This is a genomic window from Congzhengia minquanensis (genome assembly GCF_014384785.1).
Taxonomy (GTDB): domain Bacteria; phylum Bacillota; class Clostridia; order UBA1381; family UBA9506; genus Congzhengia; species Congzhengia minquanensis.
The window spans coordinates 93,282-114,353 of the sequence record NZ_JACRSU010000004.1; the positions used below are offsets into that span (position 1 = coordinate 93,282).

General features: G+C 47.8%; 19 protein-coding genes. 7 read left to right on the forward strand and 12 right to left on the reverse strand.

The annotated features are described in order from the left end of the window. Positions 1 to 8: 8 nt before the first annotated feature. Entirely contained in the window at positions 9 to 329 is a 321-nt protein-coding gene (locus H8698_RS10695; RefSeq protein WP_249313479.1) for a hypothetical protein, read from the forward strand. A gap of 23 nt (positions 330 to 352) precedes the next feature. Here the strand turns inward: H8698_RS10695 and H8698_RS10700 are convergent, their stop codons facing one another. Next, the gene (locus H8698_RS10700; RefSeq protein ID WP_249313480.1) at positions 353 to 1,174 is read right to left on the reverse strand and encodes an AraC family transcriptional regulator; all 822 of its coding nucleotides are present in this window, start codon (positions 1,172 to 1,174) and stop codon (positions 353 to 355) included. Between the two features lie 117 nt (positions 1,175 to 1,291). Here H8698_RS10700 and H8698_RS10705 point away from each other — a divergent pair, with 117 nt between their 5' ends. Together H8698_RS10705 and H8698_RS10710 are read left to right on the forward strand one after the other, a co-directional pair. Next, complete coding sequence (locus H8698_RS10705; RefSeq protein WP_249313481.1) at positions 1,292 to 2,986, forward strand: glycoside hydrolase; 1,695 nt, start codon at positions 1,292 to 1,294, stop codon at positions 2,984 to 2,986. Positions 2,987 to 3,192: 206 nt separating this feature from the next. Further along, a complete protein-coding gene (locus H8698_RS10710) occupies positions 3,193 to 3,849 on the forward strand; it encodes a hypothetical protein (RefSeq protein WP_249313482.1) in 657 nt (218 codons plus the stop codon). A 53-nt stretch (positions 3,850 to 3,902) separates the two neighbouring features. Here the strand turns inward: H8698_RS10710 and H8698_RS10715 are convergent, their stop codons facing one another. The 4 genes from H8698_RS10715 to H8698_RS10730 all read right to left on the reverse strand — a co-directional run bounded on the left by H8698_RS10715 (position 3,903) and on the right by H8698_RS10730 (position 8,536). Then, entirely contained in the window at positions 3,903 to 4,781 is an 879-nt protein-coding gene (locus H8698_RS10715) for a choline/ethanolamine kinase family protein (RefSeq protein WP_249313483.1), read from the reverse strand. Positions 4,782 to 4,843: 62 nt separating this feature from the next. Further along, a complete protein-coding gene (galE, locus tag H8698_RS10720; RefSeq protein ID WP_249313484.1) occupies positions 4,844 to 5,851 on the reverse strand; it encodes a UDP-glucose 4-epimerase GalE in 1,008 nt (335 codons plus the stop codon). A 29-nt stretch (positions 5,852 to 5,880) separates the two neighbouring features. Next, positions 5,881 to 7,407, reverse strand: a complete 1,527-nt coding sequence (locus tag H8698_RS10725) for a WG repeat-containing protein (RefSeq protein WP_249313485.1) — start codon at positions 7,405 to 7,407, stop codon at positions 5,881 to 5,883. Between the two features lie 34 nt (positions 7,408 to 7,441). Beyond that, positions 7,442 to 8,536: a 6-phosphofructokinase gene (locus H8698_RS10730; RefSeq protein ID WP_249313486.1), complete on the reverse strand. Its 1,095-nt coding sequence runs from the start codon at positions 8,534 to 8,536 to the stop codon at positions 7,442 to 7,444. Between the two features lie 137 nt (positions 8,537 to 8,673). On the opposite strand from H8698_RS10730, the gene H8698_RS10735 reads away from it, so the two are divergent. Genes H8698_RS10735 through mltG form a run of 4 tightly spaced genes read left to right on the forward strand, consistent with a single transcriptional unit; the run spans position 8,674 to position 12,501 of the window. After that, positions 8,674 to 9,699, forward strand: a complete 1,026-nt coding sequence (locus H8698_RS10735; RefSeq protein ID WP_249313487.1) for an L-threonylcarbamoyladenylate synthase — start codon at positions 8,674 to 8,676, stop codon at positions 9,697 to 9,699. Continuing rightward, complete coding sequence (gene rimI / locus H8698_RS10740) at positions 9,687 to 10,148, forward strand: ribosomal protein S18-alanine N-acetyltransferase (protein WP_249313488.1); 462 nt, start codon at positions 9,687 to 9,689, stop codon at positions 10,146 to 10,148. Before H8698_RS10735 ends, rimI begins: the two co-directional genes overlap by 13 nt. Further along, entirely contained in the window at positions 10,136 to 11,143 is a 1,008-nt protein-coding gene (gene tsaD / locus H8698_RS10745) for a tRNA (adenosine(37)-N6)-threonylcarbamoyltransferase complex transferase subunit TsaD (RefSeq protein WP_249313489.1), read from the forward strand. Before rimI ends, tsaD begins: the two co-directional genes overlap by 13 nt. 29 nt (positions 11,144 to 11,172) lie before the next feature. Continuing rightward, a complete protein-coding gene (mltG, locus tag H8698_RS10750; protein WP_249313490.1) occupies positions 11,173 to 12,501 on the forward strand; it encodes an endolytic transglycosylase MltG in 1,329 nt (442 codons plus the stop codon). A 48-nt stretch (positions 12,502 to 12,549) separates the two neighbouring features. Here mltG and H8698_RS10755 read toward each other — a convergent pair whose 3' ends face one another. The 7 genes from H8698_RS10755 to H8698_RS10785 all read right to left on the reverse strand — a co-directional run bounded on the left by H8698_RS10755 (position 12,550) and on the right by H8698_RS10785 (position 21,060). Then, positions 12,550 to 15,600: an alpha-mannosidase gene (locus H8698_RS10755; RefSeq protein ID WP_249313491.1), complete on the reverse strand. Its 3,051-nt coding sequence runs from the start codon at positions 15,598 to 15,600 to the stop codon at positions 12,550 to 12,552. 18 nt (positions 15,601 to 15,618) lie between these two features. Further along, on the reverse strand, positions 15,619 to 16,629 hold the full coding sequence (gene recA / locus H8698_RS10760) for a recombinase RecA (protein WP_249313647.1): 1,011 nt from the start codon (positions 16,627 to 16,629) through the stop codon (positions 15,619 to 15,621). A 125-nt stretch (positions 16,630 to 16,754) separates the two neighbouring features. After that, positions 16,755 to 17,981, reverse strand: coding sequence for a competence/damage-inducible protein A (locus H8698_RS10765; RefSeq protein ID WP_249313492.1), 1,227 nt, complete (start codon positions 17,979 to 17,981; stop codon positions 16,755 to 16,757). A gap of 69 nt (positions 17,982 to 18,050) precedes the next feature. After that, complete coding sequence (locus H8698_RS10770) at positions 18,051 to 18,551, reverse strand: DUF6106 family protein (protein WP_249313493.1); 501 nt, start codon at positions 18,549 to 18,551, stop codon at positions 18,051 to 18,053. Between the two features lie 27 nt (positions 18,552 to 18,578). Then, complete coding sequence (locus H8698_RS10775; RefSeq protein WP_249313494.1) at positions 18,579 to 19,121, reverse strand: 5-formyltetrahydrofolate cyclo-ligase; 543 nt, start codon at positions 19,119 to 19,121, stop codon at positions 18,579 to 18,581. Beyond that, positions 19,118 to 19,900 carry a TIGR00282 family metallophosphoesterase gene (locus H8698_RS10780; RefSeq protein ID WP_249313495.1) on the reverse strand — a complete coding sequence of 261 codons (783 nt, stop codon included), beginning with the start codon at positions 19,898 to 19,900 and terminating at the stop codon, positions 19,118 to 19,120. The genes H8698_RS10775 and H8698_RS10780 overlap by 4 nt, the downstream gene beginning before the upstream one ends. An 11-nt stretch (positions 19,901 to 19,911) precedes the next feature. Continuing rightward, positions 19,912 to 21,060, reverse strand: a complete 1,149-nt coding sequence (locus tag H8698_RS10785; protein ID WP_249313496.1) for a cysteine desulfurase family protein — start codon at positions 21,058 to 21,060, stop codon at positions 19,912 to 19,914. Between the last annotated feature and the right edge of the window lie 12 nt (positions 21,061 to 21,072).

The following is a 21,072-nucleotide window of genomic DNA, read 5'->3' on the forward strand; positions in this document are numbered from 1 at the left end:
GCAGAAAAATGGCAGCAGTAACGGAAAGAGAAAGCCTGATATACCGCGGGAAACCGCTGATTAGAGACGGCAATGTTCTTTATTTTGGAGACTTTAACGAAAATTTTATTACTAGGTTCACCATTTTAGATTCGGAAAAGGTGAACGACCTTGACATGGCGAGAAAGATTACCATTGAGTTGTTGGAAAAGCACGGAAGCGATATTTCCACCGCAAAGCTAACGAAAAAAGCAGAGCGCACAAGCATGTGGGCAGCTTTAGACATTGGCGTTTACTGGCTGGAAGATATTTTGGAAATGGAAAAGGAATTTTTAAAGTCACAGGCATAAGGATAGGAAGGCCCCCGGCGGAATTACCGCTGGGGGCTTTCTTTTTGCAAATTTCGAAACTGGCTGGGGCTTAGTCCTATTTTTTGACGAAAAAGCCTGGAAAAGTATAATTGATCTGAAAAGCCGGCAGACCTGGAAACCTCGGCAACGGGAATAGCTTGCTGTTGTAAAAGCTCCTTGGCACGTTCAAGCCGCAAAGACAGTATAAACTGCTTTGGCGATATGCCGGTTTTTGATGCAAACAGTCTGGAAAAGTATGCCGAATTTAAATGCAGACTGTTTGCAATAGAGGAAACTGTAATTTGCTGGCTGTAATTATATCGAATAATTTTTATTGCGGATTGAACAATGTCATCCTGTTGATCAGAATTTGCGTTTTGAAACAAAATAGAAAAAAACTCGTAAAGCAGAGACAGGCTGTTTAACTTTCCTGATAATGTAAGATCTCCTGCTGATGCATAAATGCTTTCGAGTGCTGTTTCCACTTCTCTATAGCAATGTACGTTCATAACGGGGAATTTCCGCGTTACACCAAGCTTTTCAGTAAGGCGGTCCGCGCCATTTCCATAAACGCCAACCCACTGAATGCTCCAAAGGCCGCTGGCTTTATAATGAATCCGCTGTCCCGGGAACATAACTAAAAGGTCGTGAGGCTTCAAAAAAATATTTTTTTCTCCATATAGGCATGCGTTTCCGTTGTTGACAAGCACAAACAGATAGTGATTTCTGATTTCCGGCCCATACACATGATTTTTTGTGTTAATTCTTTTTCCGCTGTAGTAAATTCCCAGATCAGACGGAATGTCAAGTTCAAGCTGTTTTTCAAAAATTGTTGTGTCAATCATTTTTTATCACCAAAATGATTATATCATGAAATATCAAAAAAATCCATAAACATGTATCATTTGTTTATTTTCAATTTTGGTTCTTACATGTATACTAATGGTTAAGAGGTGGTTTAAATGCATTTTGTAAGCACAGAAAATGGATTTCGTTTAGAAAGAAATGGCACTTCATTTACATTTTCCGTAAAGAAAATACCTACTTGTTGTGAAGATTTTGTAAAACTTACCGTAAGGGGCACAATTCCGGTGCCGAAAATCATTTCAGGCGACAGGATTTTGCTCCCGGTAGACGAGGGAATTGCCCTTGTAGCTGAGGGGGAATATGAGTTCGGAAATATTTCGTCAGATTTTTGTAGCCGTGGCGGTACCATGAGTATGATTATTATTGAAAGAAACGGTCAATATTTGCTGTGCGCCTTAGACACCGGTGCGTATGCACGTTATGAGCTAATTAAGGAAAGCGGCCTGTACCAGTTGTCTATGTACTGCACAGAACCCTGTGAGGTTCAATATATTATTTGCAGTACATTGGCAGAAGCATGTCGGTATTACCGGCGGTTAAAGGCGCATTTGCTTAGCTTTCTTGAAAACAAAATTTCAGCTTTGCCTGAGTCAGAGAAGCTCATAGGCGGCGCAATATTTTGGGTTTGGAATGATGATTATGAACGAGTGATGTACTCTGACGAAAATCCGGATATTTCACCCTGCGCGGCGGAGTTTATGCTTCAGGCTGCAGAAAAACTTTATGCAAGAGGTGTTAAAAAGGCACTTTTTGGTATTTTTTTCGGTCCGGACGGCAGGGCGGCAGCTCCGCTTTATAACAAGTTTGGATATATCAGTACGAAATATGACAACTATAACGATGTGCCCCGGCCGGATATGCTGAAATTTATTCCTAAAAACCGAATTTTAAACTGTGATTATTCCCAACGGCGCATAAAAGATTATCCAGACGGTGTTCAAACCGATGCCAACGGAGAATTAACCAAAGCCTGGGCGCTGAGAGGTTATGACGGAAAGATGCATGACCAGAATACCCTTTGCCCAAAGGTTGCAGCCCAAAGAATGAAAGAGGAAATCCCTGCCCAATGGGAGGAATTCCCCGCATATGAAGGACGTTTTATAGATGTATATGGTGGCGGAATTGCTTCGTGCAGCAGTAAAAAACACCCTGTAACGCGGGGAGAATGTATTCAAATTAAAAATAAAGCGTTTCGGTTTGTTTCAGACCTCGGACTTATCACCGGAACGGAAGATGGTTTTGAAGACATTATCGGCAGCATTCTTTACAACGAGGGCATGAACAGTCCGTTCCATTTTCGGTTTGATAAAATGGACTGCGGCAGACGCAAAGCACAGGATTATGGGGAAGAGGGTGCGGCGTTCCAGAAAAAATATATGCTGAATCCCGCGTGCCGTGTGCCGCTCTGGCATTTGGTCTATCATGACTGTGTTATTTCGTTCCCCTACTGGGGCGACGCGATTAATTCATGCCGCGAAACCATGCAGGACAAGGCGCTGTTTTCCTGCCTATACGGCTGCCCACCGCTATATTCTTTTTTCGCCGGAAACTTTGATGCGTTAGAGGAGGAAATTGTCAGGACATACCATATGATTGCGGAAGTCACAGAAAAAGTTACTACACTGCCAATGACAGATTTTGTATATCTGACCAAGGATTTCACTGTTCAGAAAACCGTCTTTGGTGGACGTTATACCGTAGTGGCAAACTTTTCAGAAAAAGATTTTGAATATAAGGGTGTGGTGGTGAAAGCGCACAATAAAACGTTTATTGAGGGTGACACCAAATGACATTTTTGCTCATTTTCATCCTCTGCGTAATTGCCGCATTAAAAATAACATTGCAAAGCATGTTTGCCAAACATGTGGCTTGCACAAATACGGATGGAATTTTATATAACGGCTTTATTTTTATGGCGGCATTTTTTATGTTTCTTCCTTCCGTACGGTACCGTATTTCATGGAATACATTTTTGTTCGGTTCGTTTTTCGGAGGGTTGAGTGTACTTTTTCAGATGACATACATACAGGCGTTGTCTAAAGGGCCGGTTTCACTTACTGTTTTAATTAATAATTTTGGAATGCTGATTCCGGTTTTTGTATCAGCCCTGGTTTTTAAAGAGCCGTTTACCGGGTGGCGAATTGCAGGAACCGTACTTACGGGGATATCTTTTTTGTTCAATGTCGAAATGACGGGAAGCGGCGGTATAGACAAAAGATGGCTGGTTCCTGCATTTGCAACCTTTACGGCAAACGGCTTGCTTTCTGTTACACAAAAGGTTTATACCGTAGTGGGCGTTGCAAATGAAATCGGCGGATTTGTATGTAGTGCATATTTCGCGGCAACAGTACTGTCTGGGTTAATTTATTTGGGACTAAGTATATCAGGCCAAAAAAAGACGTTTCGAATAAAGCCAAAAATTATTGCTTCTGCTGCGCTTATTGGTATAATTTTAGGGCTTTTTCAGGCGCTAAACACTTATGCTGCTGGCGTAATTGACGGAACACTGCTTTTTCCGGCTTATAACGGGGGTGTTACCCTGCTTTTAACAATTATTGGGGTATTGCTGTTTTGTGAAAGGCTGGATAAACGCCGGTGGATTGGCACCGGAACAGGAATTATAGCAATTGTATTAATGAGTATTCCGGTATAAATTCAAAGGTAAAAGGCTGCGGAGAAACAATTGTTTCTCCGCAGCCTTTTCACTCATTTCTTCGGCCTTCCGGACTTTAAAATGCTATCCATATGAAAATCGCCAAACTGAATATAATCGAACACCTCTTTTGGCACGTCACAGCTTTTCACATACGCCCAGGTACCGTTCCACATCAGGTTAATGATAAAAAAGTCATACAGCTTTTCCAAAAGAAACGGCGTGCATTCACCGAAATAGAGGCGCAGAAGTTCTTTTTGCTTTTCAGGCGTTAAGCCTGGTGCAATGCAGGACAAATCAAAGAACACGTCGCCCATGCCGGCATATTCATAATCAAGCAAAAACAGCTGCCCGCTGTTTGACAGAACAAAGTTGTTTACAAAGGGATCGCCGTGGCAAAGCCCAAAATGGAGTTTGGAATCGATGCTGTTGCGCTCCCTGCAAATCCTATATATTTCATAAGCGCGGGAAAACTCCGGGTGAAGGGAAATATTGTGTTCTTTTAACACTTCCAGCCTGCGTTCCACGTCGCCATAAAAATCAAATGCAAATGCAGTTTTTTGCGTGTGCACGGTTTTTAGAACCTGAACCATTTGCGCAAGCCGTTTCGGGTCGTTCAAGTCATCAGCTGCCAGCTCTCTGCCATAAATGTATTTGGTCACCATATTGCCTGTTTCCAAATCGTAATAAACCAGGTTTGCACCGCAGGAAAGCTTTGAAACAAGATTTAACGCAGCCTCCTCGGCATGGCGGTTGATGGATAATATGCCTGCCTGACGAGTGCCGAGCCGCAAAACAAATTCTTCATCGCGGTAGGAACATTTATAGCTTTCGTTGGTGCTGCCCATTGGCTGTGGTGCAATTGTGCATTCTGAACGGTTCCAGCCCAAACGGCCTAAAAGCTGGCAAATGCGTTGCTCGGGTAAGGACATGGTTTATCACCTCAATTCGTAGAACAAAAAAGCCTGCCGGTTGGCGGGCTTTTTATTTATAATCATAATCCGTTGGGGTTTTGTTTCACAAATTTCCAGCTGTCGCGGCACATGTCCTCAATGCCGAACTGCGCCTGCCAGCCCAAAAGCTCTTTTGCCTTTTTCGGATCTGCAAAGCACACGGCAATGTCGCCGGGTCTGCGGGGCGCAATTTTGTAGTTCACCTTTACATTGTTTGCCGTTTCAAAAGCGTGTACCATATCTAAAACGCTGTAGCCAATGCCTGTTCCCAGGTTATATGCGTCAACGCCGGAGCCGCCGAGGACCTTTTCCACAGCCTTAATGTGGCCTTGCGCTAGGTCAACCACATGAATATAATCCCGTACACCGGTGCCGTCTTTCGTATCATAGTCATCCCCAAAAACACTTAAAACTTCCAGTTTTCCGGCTGCAACCTGGGCAATGTATGGCATCAGGTTGTTGGGAATCCCGTTGGGGTCTTCGCCGATTAAGCCGCTTTTATGAGCGCCGATGGGGTTAAAGTAGCGCAAAAGCGCAATGCTCCACTCGTTGTCCGCCACAAAAATATCCTGCAAAATGTTTTCAATCATCAGTTTGGTGCTGCCGTAAGGATTCGTCGTATGTAACGGGAAATCCTCGCGGATGGGAACGGTTTTAGGACTTCCATAAACTGTGGCTGAAGAGCTGAACACAATTTTTTTCACGCCGGCTTCCTGCATAACCTGGCAGAGAATCAGCGTGCCCGAGATATTGTTGTGATAGTAGCGGATTGGTTGGGCAACCGATTCGCCTACGGCCTTCAGGCCCGCAAAGTGGATGACAGCATCAATTTTGTTTTCTATAAAAATAGTTTCCACGGCTGCTTTATCCAGCAAATCCGCTTCGTAAAATTTAAAATCCTTGCCTGTAATCTGTTTTATCCGGTTTAAAGCTTCTGGTTTGGAGTTGATAAAGTTATCAACAATCACAACCTCATAGCCGTTTTCCAACAGCTCCACGCAGGTGTGGCTTCCAATAAATCCGGCTCCGCCGGTAACTAAAATTGCCATATTCAAGTTTCAACCTTTCTAATCAATGTCTATTTATAATATATGTAAATATTCTGCTGTGTATCAATCCATTTTAATTCGCAGTTCAATCCATCGACCACATTTCTTAGCGGCACCAAAGTAGAACCATTTAAAAGAACGGGGGCCTGCTGCATCGGCGTGGGTATTCCTGCTACATATCCAATCTTGCTTCCCACTGTCATGGAAATGGTGATGTAGTTCAAGCTGATATTAATTCTCTGGTTTTCCGCGTTCCAGGCGATGCTGCCGCCTAACAGTTCCACTACGTCGCGAACGGGAATCATTGTCGTGCCGTCAATTAAAACAGGCGGGGCAGACAACGTCCGCTCATCAATACCTTTCAGCGCAATTTTAGAGCCAATTTTCATGGAAATGCAATTTTCCCTATCGGGAGTTAAGGGGCGCGTACTGTCAGACGCGGGATTTTGAATGGTTGGCCCGTCTGTGTTTGGTGAGGTTGTATTGTCTGGTGTAGGGGTAACCGTGGGGGTGGGCGTGTCAACTGCCGGCGGAGTGGTTTCTGCCGGTTTCACGTTTAATGTGAGATAGCCCCAAAGCACGCCGTCTAACGAATATGGCGCTCTGCCGTTGTGATATTCCCCGCAGTCTGCAAAGGTGGGGGGCACCAGCTCGGTTCCCGTTTCATCTATGTAGCCCCATTTGCCGTCTTTATAAACCCTTGCCACGCCGTCAGTATATTGATAGCAAAAATCATACTGCGTTTTTAAAAGCCATTCGCCGTTGGCATGAATAAAGCCGCTGACCGTGCCAGCCTTGGCCGGATACCGATTGCTGTTGTCCGGCGGGCCGATATAATCGAAATCGAAAGAGGAGGTGCGCGTTCCCGCAGTGTCTATAATGCCATATTTGCCGTTTAAGCGGCACACCGCATAACCGTTTTTAAAATCACTTGCATAGTCGTAAGCAGGCTTCACGGAATATGCGCCGTAGCTGGTGATAAATCCCCATTTGCCGCCGAACTTCACAGCAGCGTAACCTTCGTGAAAGTCGAACGCCATTTCAAACTGGGGATGAATAATAATGTTTCCCTCCGTGTCGCTGTAACCATAAAGACCGTTTATCATGCCGCAGATAGCACCCTCAGACGGTGAGAAAGAATATGTAAACGGCGAATGAAAAATCACGTCGCCGTAAATATTGATATATGCATACTTGCCGTCTGATTTCTGCACCATTGCAACGCCGTTTTTAAAACAGCCCGCCGTAGTATATTGATATGGAATCAGCTCTGCTCCGGCGGGAGTGATGTAACCCCACTTGCCGCCCTTTTTTGCCGGAATATATTCAGATGTGATGTCTCCCATTGCCTCCCAGTTGTAGCCTGTAATGGCGGTGCCGTTGGTGTCGGCCAACGCCCATTTTGAATTTTTTGAAACCTTTGTAACGCTGCTTTCAAAGGATTCCGCCATGTTGTATTGTGGGCTGCATACCACCGTGTAGCCGGCTGCAGACGCAGACAGGCCTGCTGCGAAAACCAGCAGTAACACAAGCAATACTGTTATTGTTTTTTTCATAAACCTCACACCTTTGTATTCTACTTTTGCGCAATCAGTCGCCGAACGAAATGCCAATGCCTTTCGCAATGCTGACCAGCTCGCCGCTGGGATCAACCGCCTTATTTTTTCCGATAACGTCTTCTAAAGAGGCATATCCCATGTCGTCGCCCTTTAAGGTCACCATCATGCCGAATTTTCCCTGCATCAAAAGCTCAACTGCCGCGGCGCCGTATCGGGTGGATAAAATGCGGTCGTGAGCCGTAGGAGAGCCGCCCCGCTGAATGTGCCCCAAAATGGTGGACCGCGCTTCAAGCCCCACCAGGCTCTCCAGCTCTTCGGCAATTTTGTTGCCGATGCCGCCCAGACGAATGGGGTCGGGGCTGCCTTCAATCACCTTGCTCACATGAAGCTCGCCGGAAACAGATTTTGCGCCCTCTGCAACCACCACAACCGCAAAGTTTTTGCCGCGGCTGGCGCGTTCCTTTAACGAATCGGCCACTTTTTGAATATCGTAGGGGATTTCCGGAATTAAAATCGCGTCGGCGCCGCCGGAAATTCCGGCTGCCAAAGCAATCCAACCGGCATATCTTCCCATAACCTCCAAAACCATAATCCTGCTGTGGGAAAGCGCTGTGGAATGAAGCCGGTCTGCCGCTTCGCAGGCAACGCTCACCGCGGTGTCGAACCCGAAGGTATAGTCTGTGCAGCTTAAATCGTTGTCAATGGTTTTTGGCACGCCGACAACCTTTACGCCCTTGCGTGCAAAATCGCGCCCGCTGGTCAGCGTTCCGTCGCCGCCGATGATTACCATTGCGTCAATGCCATTTTTCTTCATGTTCTCCACGCCAACGTCGGACACGTCTTTCTGCACCATTTTTCCGTTTTCTTCTACGGTGTAGTCAAAAAGATTATCCTTGTTCGAAGAATAGAGCATGGTTCCGCCAATTGGCAGAATGCCCGAAACGGAATCTAAGGTTAGTTCTGTTACGTCGTTGTGATACAGCCCCTTGTAGCCGTGGTTAAAGCCCACAACCTCCAGGCCGTATTTTAAAATTGCAGTTCTGACAACGGAACGGATAACGGGGTTTAAACCCGGACAGTCCCCTCCCGCCGTTAAAATTCCAATTTTTTTAATTTCTCTCTGCATAGTGCCTCCCTGATGTAAAAAATTTTCTGATAATTACTTCTATTTTAACCTATATTTAAGTAAATTTCAATAAAATATGAAAAAAAACTATTTTTTTTTCAAAAACAATGGTATAATGAAATACTGGGTGACTATGTATGACCTCAAAAATGATTAAAATTGAATCAACAGCTGACTTTGAAAAGCTGAGCGAGCCTGCAAAGGCACTGGCAGAAGGGAAGCTTGTTGCCTTTCCCACAGAAACGGTTTACGGCCTGGGCGGCAATGCGCTTGATGCACAGACGGTAAAAAAAATTTATGGTGCAAAGGGGCGGCCCTCTGACAACCCCTTAATTGTGCATGTGTCTTCTAAGGAAGATGTGTACAGTTTAGCGGAAACCGTGCCGGAGAATGCAGAAAAAATCCTGGACATACTTTGCCCAGGTCCCATAACGATTATACTAAACAAAAGCAATCTTGTCCCAGATGTGGTCACAGCAGGCGGAAAAACTGTCGCAATCCGCTTCCCTGAAAATGAAATTGCCCGGGAACTCATTAAAAAAAGCGGGGTGCCGGTGGCAGCGCCCTCGGCGAACCTGTCAGGACGGCCCAGCCCGACCACCGCAGCTCATGTGGCGGAGGATTTGTCAGATAAAATTGATTATATTATAGACGGCGGGTCATGCCGCGTGGGGCTTGAGTCCACAGTGATTGATCTAACCGTCACCCCGCCGCGGATTTTGCGGCCCGGCGGCGTATCCCAGGAGACGTTAGCGGCCCTTTTGGGAGAGGTTACGGGCTATGCGCCCCGGGACGAGGACACAACGTCTCCCAAAAGTCCCGGAATGAAATATAAGCACTATGCGCCGAAGGCAGAAATGGTTGTGTTTGAAGGCAAAACCTGCCGGGACGCAATCCTGAAGCAGGTAACGGCTTGTAAGAACAAAAAGGTTTGCGTTTTAACTGCCGGACAGACGGATTTGTATGACTGTGATGTGATTGACTGCGGCAAAGAGCCGGTAGAATATGCAAAAGCGTTGTTTGGCGCACTGCGCGAGGCAGACGCCCTTGGGGCGGACGTAATTTTTGCAGAGCTTCCGTTTGCGCCCGGCGGCATTGTAACCGCCTTAAAAAACAGAATTTATAAATCCTGCGGAGGGAATGTGATAACGTGCAAATCGTAGATATGACGGCGGAGCACCTTGCTGATATTTTAACGGTGGAGGCGGAGTCCTTTCCCCACCCATGGACTGAAAAAATGTTTTTAGAAGAACTATCGGGCAAGTTTTCCGTTTACCGCGCAGCGGTGGAAGACGGCCGGGCCGTAGGCTACATGGGCATGTGGCTTTTGGCCGGAGAGGGGCACATAACCAACATTGCCGTGGCAAAGAATTTTCGCTGCCGTGGTTTGGGTTCGGCGCTGATGGACGATTTCATCTCTCTTGCAGAACAACAGTCTTTAACCCTAATGACACTGGAGGTCCGCGAATCGAATACAGGCGCGATTGCGCTGTATGAGAAAAAGGGGTTTGAAGAAGTGGGCCGGAGAAAAAACTATTACGACAACACGGAAGACGCGCTGATTATGACAAAATATTTTTCAATAACAGAGGGAACAAAATGGAGAATTTAATTTTAGCGATTGAATCGTCCTGCGACGAGACCTCCGCTGCTGTGGTAAAAAACGGCAGGCAGGTGCTGTCTAACATCATTTCGTCGCAGATTGACATACACAAAAAATTTGGCGGCGTGGTGCCTGAGGTAGCCTCCCGCAACCATGTTTTAAATATATCCACCGTAGTGGCTGAGGCAATGGAAACAGCGGCAGTAAGTTATGACGACCTAAGCGCTGTGGCTGTAACCTACGGGCCGGGCCTTATCGGTGCGCTTTTGGTGGGTGTTTCCTACGCAAAGGCGGTCAGTGCGGCAAAAAATATTCCGCTGATTGCCGTAAACCACATTCATGGGCACATTGCCGCAAATTATATTACGCACCCCGATTTAGAGCCGCCCTTTGTTTGCCTGGTAGCCTCCGGCGGCCACAGCCATATTCTTCATGTTAAAACCTATACGGAATTTGAAATTTTGGGACGCACGCGGGACGACGCGGCGGGCGAGGCATTTGATAAAATCGCCCGGGTCATTGGGCTGGGCTATCCCGGCGGGCCGAAAGTTGAGGCTTTAGCAAAAGAGGGCAGCATAGACGCGGTGACATTCCCCCAGGTGGAATTTTCAGACAACCCTTACGATTTCAGTTTCAGCGGGGTGAAAACCTCGGTTATCAACTATCTCCACACGAAAGAACAAAAGCAGGAGGAAGTGAACCGGGCGGACATTGCCGCAGGATTTCAAAAAGCGGTGGTGGAGGCGCTGACAAAGCATACATTGCGTGCCGCAGAGAATATGGGGGCGGACAAGCTTGTTCTGGCCGGCGGCGTCAGCGCAAACGGCGCACTGCGCGCCTCGTTTGAAGCGGCCGCCCGCGATAAACAGTTACAATTATTCTACCCGCAGCCGGTTTTATGCACGGACAATGCCGCAATGATTGGTTGCGCCGGTTTTTATAAATATAAAAGCAACGACTTTGCCGATAGCTCATTAAACGCTGTAGCGAACTTAAAATTGTAAGTTTTGGCAAGGGAAAGGAAGTGTTTTGTTTGGACGAAAAGGAAAAATACGATAGCCGCAAAGAAGAATTGACAGGCGGCGAACCGTTCCATGCAGATTTAGGACAGACAGAAGAAAATCGTGAAACACCCAGCCCGGGCGAATTAGAAGCCCAGGAAAAGATGGAAAACATTTTTAAAAGCGTTTCGCAAAACAGGCCGGAACCGGAAACCGCAACTCAGCCAGGGCCGGCTCCGGAAGATGAGGACGAAGCCGAACCTGAAAGCAATCAGGCCGAAATTGAGCTGATGACGGTGAGAAAGCCCACCTCCCAGCAGAAAAGGGCCATAGAACGAAAAAGACAGGCAGCAAAAAAACGGAAAAACAAGCGGCTTGCGCTGAAAATATTCTTTGCGGCGCTGATTGTGGCAGTTGTTGTGGCGGGCGGATATTTTTATGCAGACTATATGCCCGGCGGCCAGAACGGCGAAGTGGTGGTTACCATCCCCGAGGGCGCAGGAACCGTACAGATAGCAAAAATTTTAAACAAAAATGGATTGGTAAATTCAAAGGGCTTTTACCGACTAATGTCCAAAGTCCGCGGCGTGGATGGAAAATATAACTTTGGCAAATTTAAGCTAAACAAAAACGCAGGATATGAGGACATTTTTAAAGCTCTGACCCAGTCCGGCGTGAATGTGGATGCGGTGAAGATTACCATTCCGGAGGGGTATGAAATTTATAAAATTGCCGACACCCTGGCAGAAAAGGGATTAATCGACAAGGACAAGTTCTACTATTTGGTGGATTACGGCGATTTTGACTATGATTTCGTAAAGGACATTCCGGAGCGGGACAACCGCCTTGAGGGGTATTTGTTCCCCAGCACCTATGAGTTTACAGCAGGGGACGAGTATGGAATTATAAATGAAATGCTGGCCCAGTTCGACAAGGTGTACGAAAAATACAAAGGCCGCGCTAAAGAAATGAACATGACCATGGACGAAGCGGTGACGCTGGCGTCTATCATTGAGCGCGAGGCGCTGGGGGATGAGGATAGGAAGCTGGTTTCAAGCGTGTTCCACAACAGGATGGACAGCTCAAACTACCCTTACCTGCAGTCCTGCGCAACAGTGCAGTATGTTTTAAAGGAGCGCAAGCCGGTGCTTTCAGTTGAGGACACAAAAATTGACAGCCCCTATAACACCTATATTAACAAGGGCCTGCCCATAGGGCCCATTGCATCACCGGGGGAAAAATCCATTGAGGCAGCGCTGTATCCTGAAGAAACGGATTATTTGTTCTTTGTTTTGGGCAGCGACAACAAACACCATTTTTCTAAGACCTATGAAGAACACATGCAAAATAAAAACGGCTGATTGGCCGCAAACAAAAGACGCCCGCCGATTTTCGGCGGGCGTCTTTTGTTATTTTATTTTTAATGTTACAATTTCAAAGGGTTTCACTTCAAAAGAAACGGTGTTATCCGCTACAGCTAACGTGCCTTGTTCCGTTTCCATTAAATCGCACACAAAAGCCTCTGCAGCAGGAAAACCAAAGGTGAGACAAACCGTTTCACGGCGGTTGCCGTGCTCGTAAAGCCGAATGATGATCCCGTCGTCGTCTTCTGCCTTTTTCACTGTTTCAATAATAACATTTTCACTGTTTACGGAAACCAATGAAAATTCCTCCGGCAGACTGCCGCTTTGGGCAGTTATTTCACGGCATACAGGTTTTGCATTGAGTTTGTAGCTCTCCTGCACGGTATGGCTTTCAGAAAGCGAACAGTTGTGCGGAAGCAGGGAATATGTAAATTCGTGGTGCCCCTTGTCCGCCACTGGATTGGGCTCTGTGGGAGAGCGCAACAGCGTGATGGTGATATCGGAACCGTTGGCGCCGTAGCCATATTTGCAGTCGTTTAAAATGCTGACGCCATAGTTCTCTTCTGAAACGTCCATCCATTTCTGGGCGCATACCTCAAACCGCGCATCGTCCCAGCTGGTGTTGGTGTGGGTGGGGCGCTTCACGCTGCCATACTGAATTTCGTAGGTGGCCTCGTTTGCGTGAAGGTCAAAAGGAAATTCCGCTTTTAACATCATGTGTTCTTCGTTCCAGTCGGCAGAAGTTACAAAATCAATCCGCTCCTCCTCATTATAGAGAAAAATCGTCTGGCAGATGGTGGATTTTCCAAACCGTTTTGTAAATTTTAAACCTGCCCGGGCACCCTCGCAGATAATTTCCGGCGAAAGCACCTCATCTGCGCCATAGGTTTTGTCTTCATAATATTTGCTGATTTCCCACGCGTCATAGCAGAAGGGGAAATCTTCGTGGAAGTTAAACCGGTTTAGCTTGCAGCCTGCCTTCACCAGCTCCCGTCCGGCGCGTTTGTCAACGAACGAAATAATGTCGCCGTTTTCAAAGGTAATGGTGTAATATTGGTTGCTGATGGAGTTTTCGGTAACGGAAACCGTGCAGGGTTCCTCTTTTGCCGCAACCACTTTCCAGCCGAAAGGCGGAATGTTGTACACGGTCTGTTGTCTGCCGCCAAGGTCCACCGTGCCGCTGAACGCAAAGGAGTGGGGGTTATACACAAGAACTCCGCTTTTCGTGCTGTTAATGTTCGCACAAAGAGCATCCATGGCAGTGCTAGAGAGGGTTTTCGCCGTGCTTAAAATCGTTTCATACTGTTGTTTCGAGTCCTCATACACCTCGCGGATGGAGGAGCCGGGAATAATATCGTGGAACTGGTTTAAGCAGATGATTTCCCAGGCGTTGTAAATTTCTTTTCCCGGATAAGACGCGCCCGTCAGCTTCATGGCTGTCGCAGCCAGCGCCTCTGTTTGGCGGTATAAAAATTCCGACCGGCGGTTATAGTTTTTGTTGGCCGCCATGGTGGTGTAGGTTCCCCGGTGAAACTCTAAGTATAGCTCGCCGCACCATCTTGGCGTTCTGCCTGTTTCCTCCGCATTTTGGTCAAAGCTTTTTTTCACCCTGTCTAAAAACGCTCCGGCGGTGTCGGTTTTGGTTTTGGGAATACCCGGCAGACCAAAGGAAAGCCGCCGCTGATATTCTAACATTTCCCTGGTGGGGCCGCCGCCCCCGTCGCCATAGCCATAGGTGATGCAGGCTTCGCTGCTGTAACCCTTGTGTTCAAAGCGTTTCCAGGTGCCCAGCACCATGGAAGGCGTAATTGTACCCACATATGTTGAATAATTTTCCGGTTGGCTGTTTGCGTGTTCCGTATTCTGCGCCGTAATAAAGTATGTGAAGATTTCCGTTCCGTCAATGCCTTCCCACATAAATGCGTCATAGGGCATGCGGTTGGTGTCGTTCCAGCTGATTTTTGAGGTGACAAACGTTTCAATGCCGCTTTTTTTCATAATCTGCGGCAGTGCTGCGCTGTAGCCGAACACGTCCGGCAGCCAGACGATTTTGCTGTCAACTCCAAATTCCTCTTTCATAAACCGTTTTCCTAAAAGGAGCTGGCGCACTAAGCTCTCGCCGCCGGTAATGTTGCAGTCGGCCTCCAGCCACATGCCGCCTTCCGGCTCAAACCGTCCCTCGGCAATGCGTTGTTTCATTTTTTCATAAACCGCCGGCGCATGTTCTTTCACATATTGATAAAGCTGGGGCTGGGAAGACATGAATTTATATTCCGGATACTCCTCCATCAGTTTCAGCACCGTGGCAAAGCTTCTCTGGGCTTTTTCCACCGTTTGCGCCAGCCTCCACTGCCAGGCCACGTCAATGTGGGTGTGGCCGATACAGGAGATGGTAACGCCGTCGTCTTTTCCGCAAACGCCGTTATAAAAGGAGTCGGCAAGATAGGCGGATGCCGCCTGAACGCTTTGATAAAATGCCGGCGCAGCAAGATCGCGCATGTCGAGTTTGCGCACGGCGTTGTCTAACGCACGCATTATGGTTATGTTGGTCAGGCTGTCAACGTCATAAAGTTTTGCAGCCTCAAAGGGCACCTTTATGTCGTAATACAGCGCTTCCACCGCGGTGTTTTTTACGATAATTCTGGGAATAAAGCGAACGGTGTCGCCGGAAAGACCTGCATAAAAGTAGCCATATGCTTCATAGTCTGTGTTGGGGGCAACCTTCACTTCTGTGTGGTTGGTGTCCAACCCCTGAACAATTTCGCCGTTTAAAAACAAAAGCATTTGCGGATTTACCGCGTCCCACTGGCCCTCTCTGCCCGTTTGAAAGGAGAGATAAACCGCCTCCTCCGGCGAAAGTTCAGGCGTTTTCAGCGAAAAATGGAACCAGTAGTGACGGTCGTGGCAGACAAATTCCGTATTGTCCTCCATCTGCTTCCACTCTGCCCCTTCAGGCGGCAGATTATCTTTCGTGTAACCGCTTTCGGTATATGTAACATTTTTAATTTTTTGCGAACTGACAACAAGTTTTTCTTCTAAAACCGAAATAATTTTATTGATTTTTTTCACCAGCAATGCATCTGAAAAATGTTCCATAAACAATCTCCTTTTGTTTTATTCCTCAATGGGGGCGCTGTCTGCTTTTGCCTCATCTGATTCTGTTTCGTCATTATCAAAAAGAATATCGCGGATTTCAGACTCAACTTTATCCCGGACCTCCGGGTTATCCCGCAAATATTTTTTCGCATTTTCCCTGCCCTGGCCGATTCTGTCCTCTCCGTAATTATACCAGGTGCCGCTTTTGGAAATTACGCCGGCGGCCACGCCGATGTCCAAGATACAGCCCTCTTTGGAAATCCCCTCGCCATACATAATGTCGAACTCCGCTTCCTTAAACGGGGGGGCAACCTTGTTTTTCACAACCTTTGCCTTTGTTCTGGCGCCGATCACCTCTGTGCCCTGTTTTATAAGCTCTTGTTTTCTGATGTCGAGCCGAACACTGGCGTAAAATTTCAGCGCCCGTCCGCCGGTGGTCACCTCGGGATTGCCGTAGACCACACCAACTTTTTCGCGCAGCTGGTTAATAAAAATCGCAATGGTGTTAGTGCGGTTGATTACGCCTGCCAGCTTGCGGAGAGCCTGGCTCATAAGCCTCGCGTGCAGGCCTACGTGGGAGTCGCCCATTTCGCCTTCAATTTCCGACTTCGGAACCAGCGCGGCAACTGAGTCGATTACAATAACGTCAATGGCGTTGCTTCGCACCAGCATTTCCGCAATTTCTAAAGCCTGTTCTCCTGTGTCCGGCTGAGAAACGATTAGGTCTTCAACATTCACCCCCAGCTTTTGTGCATAAACCGGGTCTAACGCGTGCTCCGCATCTACAAAGGCCACCTCGCCGCCCCGCTTCTGCGCCTCGGCAATCACATGGAGCGCAACGGTGGTTTTACCGGAGGATTCCGGCCCGTAAATCTCCACAATTCTGCCCTTTGGCAGGCCGCCGATTCCTAAGGCAATGTCTAAGCTTAACGCCCCTGTGGGCAGCGACTCAACATTTAAATGCTGTTTGTCGCCCAGTTTCATCACCGCGCCTTTGCCATAGCTTTTTTCAATTTGCAAAAGCGCCATTTCAATGGCTTCTTTCTTATCTTTTGAAATTCCAATTTCTTTGCTTTGCGTTGTTTTTGCCAATTGATATTCCTCCTTAAAGAACATTTGTTCGATATTCATTATAACCGTTTCTTTTTCCTTTGTCAAGACGAAATATTCAGTCTTTTTCTCAGTTCGTCAAAGGCGTTCAGCACCGTCATAAAACGGACGCGATCCCTGTTTCCTTTCAGCTCGCATTTTCTTACGCTGGTTTCGCCGTCTACGCAAACGCCAATGTAAACCAGCCCCACGGGTTTGTCTTTTGTTCCTCCGCCGGGGCCGGCAATTCCGGTGGCGGAAATGCCGATTTTAGCATTGGTTCTGTTGCATACGCCCTCTGCCATTGCCCTTGCGGTTTCCGCGCTTACGGCTCCGAAAGATTTTAAAATCTTACCGGGCACGCCCAGATTTTTTTCCTTCGCGTCGTTGCTGTAGGTTACAAACCCCTCGCAAAAAATGTCCGACACGCCGGGAATGTCGCCAATGGCGGCGGCAATCATACCTGCCGTGCAAGATTCCGCCGTGGCAACGGTGAGGCGGTTGTCAATCAAATATTGCACAACTTTTGTTTTTAAATCTGTTTCGCCTGTGCCGTAGACAAAATCGCCGAACCGGGAGCGGATTTCCTCTGCCGCCGGCGCAATGAGCCCGGCGCAGGCCGCTTCGCTTTCCGCCCTGGCCGTGATGCGCAGGGTTACGTCGCCGTTTTTCACATAAGGGGCAACGGTGGGATTGTCACAGACGGCCAAATCGCGCACCGTTTCACCCACCTGCGCCTCGCCAATGCCGAACAGCCGAATGGTTTCAGAAACAATCACACAATTTGTTTTTTGTTTTAGCACCGGCAGACAAAAGTTTAAAAACATGGGCTCCAGTTCCGCCGGCGGGCCGGGCAGCAAAATCAGCATTTTTTCGTCTTTTTCCATTACAATGCCGGGAGCGGTTCCGTTGTCGTTGGTTAAAATATACGCGTCCTCCGGCACATATGCCTGCTTTTTATTGGTTTCTGGTGCATTTTTTGAAATGCGTGACAAAATTTTATCATAAATTTCCTGATGAAAAATTAAATTTTGTCCGAAAACCTCAGCCGCTGTTTCTTTGGTAATATCGTCGTCAGTCGGCCCCAATCCGCCGGACAGAATCATGATGTCTGCCCGTTTCAGGGCGGCGTTGAGCGCATCTTTTAACCGCCCGGCGTTGTCGCCCACCACGGTCTGCGCATATACGCCAATTCCCAGCTGCGCCAGTTCCTTTGACAAAAACTGGGCGTTTGTGTTTAAAATGTCTCCTAACAGGAGCTCTGTTCCCACTGCAATAATTTCTGCCGTCATGGTTTCACCTGCATATTCTAAAAGGATAATAAACCGGACCGGCACACGAAAAAGCCGGTCCGGTATGTATTAAATATTAATGTTTCTGGGATTATATTTTTTCATATTTAAAAGAAGTTTTTCCGGCGGCTGAAAATAAAGGTCTGTTTTTTCGCCGCGGTCTGAAAACGTAACCACATATTTTCCCGGGCGTTTTTCGTCATAAACGGCGTCAACCACCTTGTTCTGCGAGTCGCGTTTTTCCTTCACAGGGCCCATATACTCAATTTTTCTGCAGGGCACGGATATCAGCTTTGCCCGGCGGGCGCGGCCCTTAATTACGTCAATGTCTAAAACGCCGTTGGTAAAAATATATTCATATTCCAGTGAAAAATTGCGCCCGAAAATAACTGTTCCGTAAATCGCCGCCGCTACTAAAATGGGCATGGCGGAAATAAACGCCCGCTTTACAAACAGGCTGAAATAAATGATGGCAAAGCACACTGCTGCGCAGGCCAGAATCAGTCCGGCACGCTTTAAATTGTCAGACATGCTTTTCTTTTTCACTAAATATTCGCAGAACAAATCCATTTATCGTTTGCCGCCTTTCTATGTACCTTAAAATGCATACAATGCTTCTTCTGTAATAATAACGTTAAGAGGAATATCTGTAGGTTCTTCTTGAAAGTCTGTTTTCAGCAGACCATAAAACAGCCCGCAGGTAACCGCGCCTGTGCGGAGCAGAAACCGGTCGTAATATCCCCCGCCGTAGCCAAGCCTGTGCCCGCGGCTGTTAAAGCCGCAGCCGGGCACAAGAACTAAATCAATTTGTTCCGGCGGCACAAACGCTGTTCCAAAAGGCTCTAAAATGCCCATTTTTGACGGCTTCAGCTCCGCAAACGAGCGGAACAAATAAGCGTCCATTTGCCCTTCGCCCCGGCACACTGGTGCGCAGACGGTTTTTCCCCCGGCAAGCATGACGGTAGCCAGGTTCAAGGTGTCCGGCTCGCCGTTGTAGGAAAGATAGGTCATCACCGTTTTTGCATTTTTGTAAAACGGCTGGGCAAAAAGCGTTTGGCAAATGGCCTTATCGAAAGCCGCTTTGTTTTCTATCAGCGCACGCTTTTTCAGGTTTTCCGCCCGAAGCTGCTGTTTTGTCATATCGTTTCCCCCGGCAGAACGGAAAAAATTTCGCCTCCCGTGCATTTTCCGGTGGTTTCGTCCACGGTAAACACCGCTCCGTCAATTCTTGCAGGGGAGTCCGCCAGCTCAAACCGCCTGGGTATGCAGCCAACAAACCGGTCAATCACAATTTCCTTGTCTACCCCCAAACAGGAGTGGTGCGGGCCGGACATGCCAATATCGGTGACATATCCCGTACCCCTTGGCAGCACCTGAATGTCAGAGGTCTGCACATGGGTGTGGGTTCCGAACACTACGCTGGCCTTCCCGTCTAAATAAAAACCCATGGCCCGCTTTTCGCTGGTGGCCTCTGCATGAAAGTCGACAATTTTAATGTCCGCTTTCATTTCCGACAGCGCCTTGTTCAGCGCTCTGAACGGACAGTCCACATTTTCTAAATAGATTCTGCCCAGCGCGTTAAAAACGCCAATCCGAACACCGTTTTTTTCTACCGTGCAAAAGCCGCGCCCCACAGTTTCAGGGGGATAGTTAATTGGCCGGATAATGTTTTGGTTGTGCTGCAAAAGTGCCGGCGCGTCCTTTTGGCGAAAGGTGTGGTTGCCCAGGGTTAAAACGTCCGCCCCGGCGTGAAGCAGCATTTCGGCCTTTCTTCTGGAAATACCGTTGGCGCTGCAGGCGTTTTCTCCGTTTACAACACAAAAATCTGCCGCATATTTTTCCTTAATTTCGCCCAAACGCTCACAGACGGCTGCTGTTCCGCTGTCGCCCACCACGTCGCCGATTGTTAAAATTTTCATGAAACGAACTCCTAATTTCTTGTAAATTTGGAAAGGGCGGCCGCTTCTTCCTTCAAGACGGTGCAGAATGTGTCGATGTCCTGCTCGGTGCTGAATGCGCCTGTGCTCACCCGAATGGTTTCTTCAATCCTTTTTTTATCATACCCCATTGCCGCCAAAACATGCGACGGCGCCGGCCTGTTAGAGGAGCAGGCGGAGCCGGCGGAAATGCATATCCCGTGGGCCTCCAATGCGTGCAGCAGTACCTCTGCCCGCACATTGTTCACACGGAGGCTGATGATATGGGGCGCATAGTTTCCCTCTGCATTGTTCACAAAAAACGCCGCATCGCCTGCAAGCTGCGCAATCAGTCTGTGTTTTAAACGGGCAAGGTGCGCATGTTTTTCTTTCCTGTTCTGCACCGTCAGCTCCAGTGCTTTTGCAAAACCGCAAATACCGGGGGTGTTCAGCGTGCCGGAACGCAAGTCCATCTGCTGGTGTCCGCCTAAAATCATAGGCTTAACACGCACTCTTTTGGAACAATAAAAACCACCCACGCCCTTGGGGCCGTTAATTTTGTGCCCGCTGAAAGACAGCATGTCCACGCCGAGCCTGCCGACGTCGATATCCGCGTTGCCCATGGCCTGCACACAGTCCGCATGAAAAAGAATGTCAGAGTTTGCTTGTTTTATTTTTTTTGCAATTTCTGAAATTGGCTGAACTGCTCCGGTTTCATTATTTACATACATAACGGAAACGAGTTTTGTGTTTTCCCGAATGGCGCTGGCTACCTCGTCTGGATGAACAAAACCGTTTTCGTCCGTTCCGATGTAGGTGACTTCCGCACCCAGCCCCTCCAGAAAGCGAATCGGCTCTAAAACCGACGGGTGTTCAATCTTTGTGGTGATGATGTGCGGTCTGCGCTTTATGGCGTTTTGAAGCGTTCCGAAAAAGGCTAAGTTGTTGCTCTCGGTCCCTCCCGAAGTGAACAAAAAGGTGCCGTCCTTTGCACCGACAGCTTCCATAGCGGTTTTGGCCGCCGCGTTAATTTTCTTTTCGGCAAGGTATCCTGCGGTGTGCATGGAGGAGGGATTGGCAAAAAATTCCTTGTTTATTGCTTCTGTTTCGTGTATCACTTCGTCAAAGGGCCGCGTGGTGGCCGCATTGTCCAAATAAATCATTCGTTTCACCCA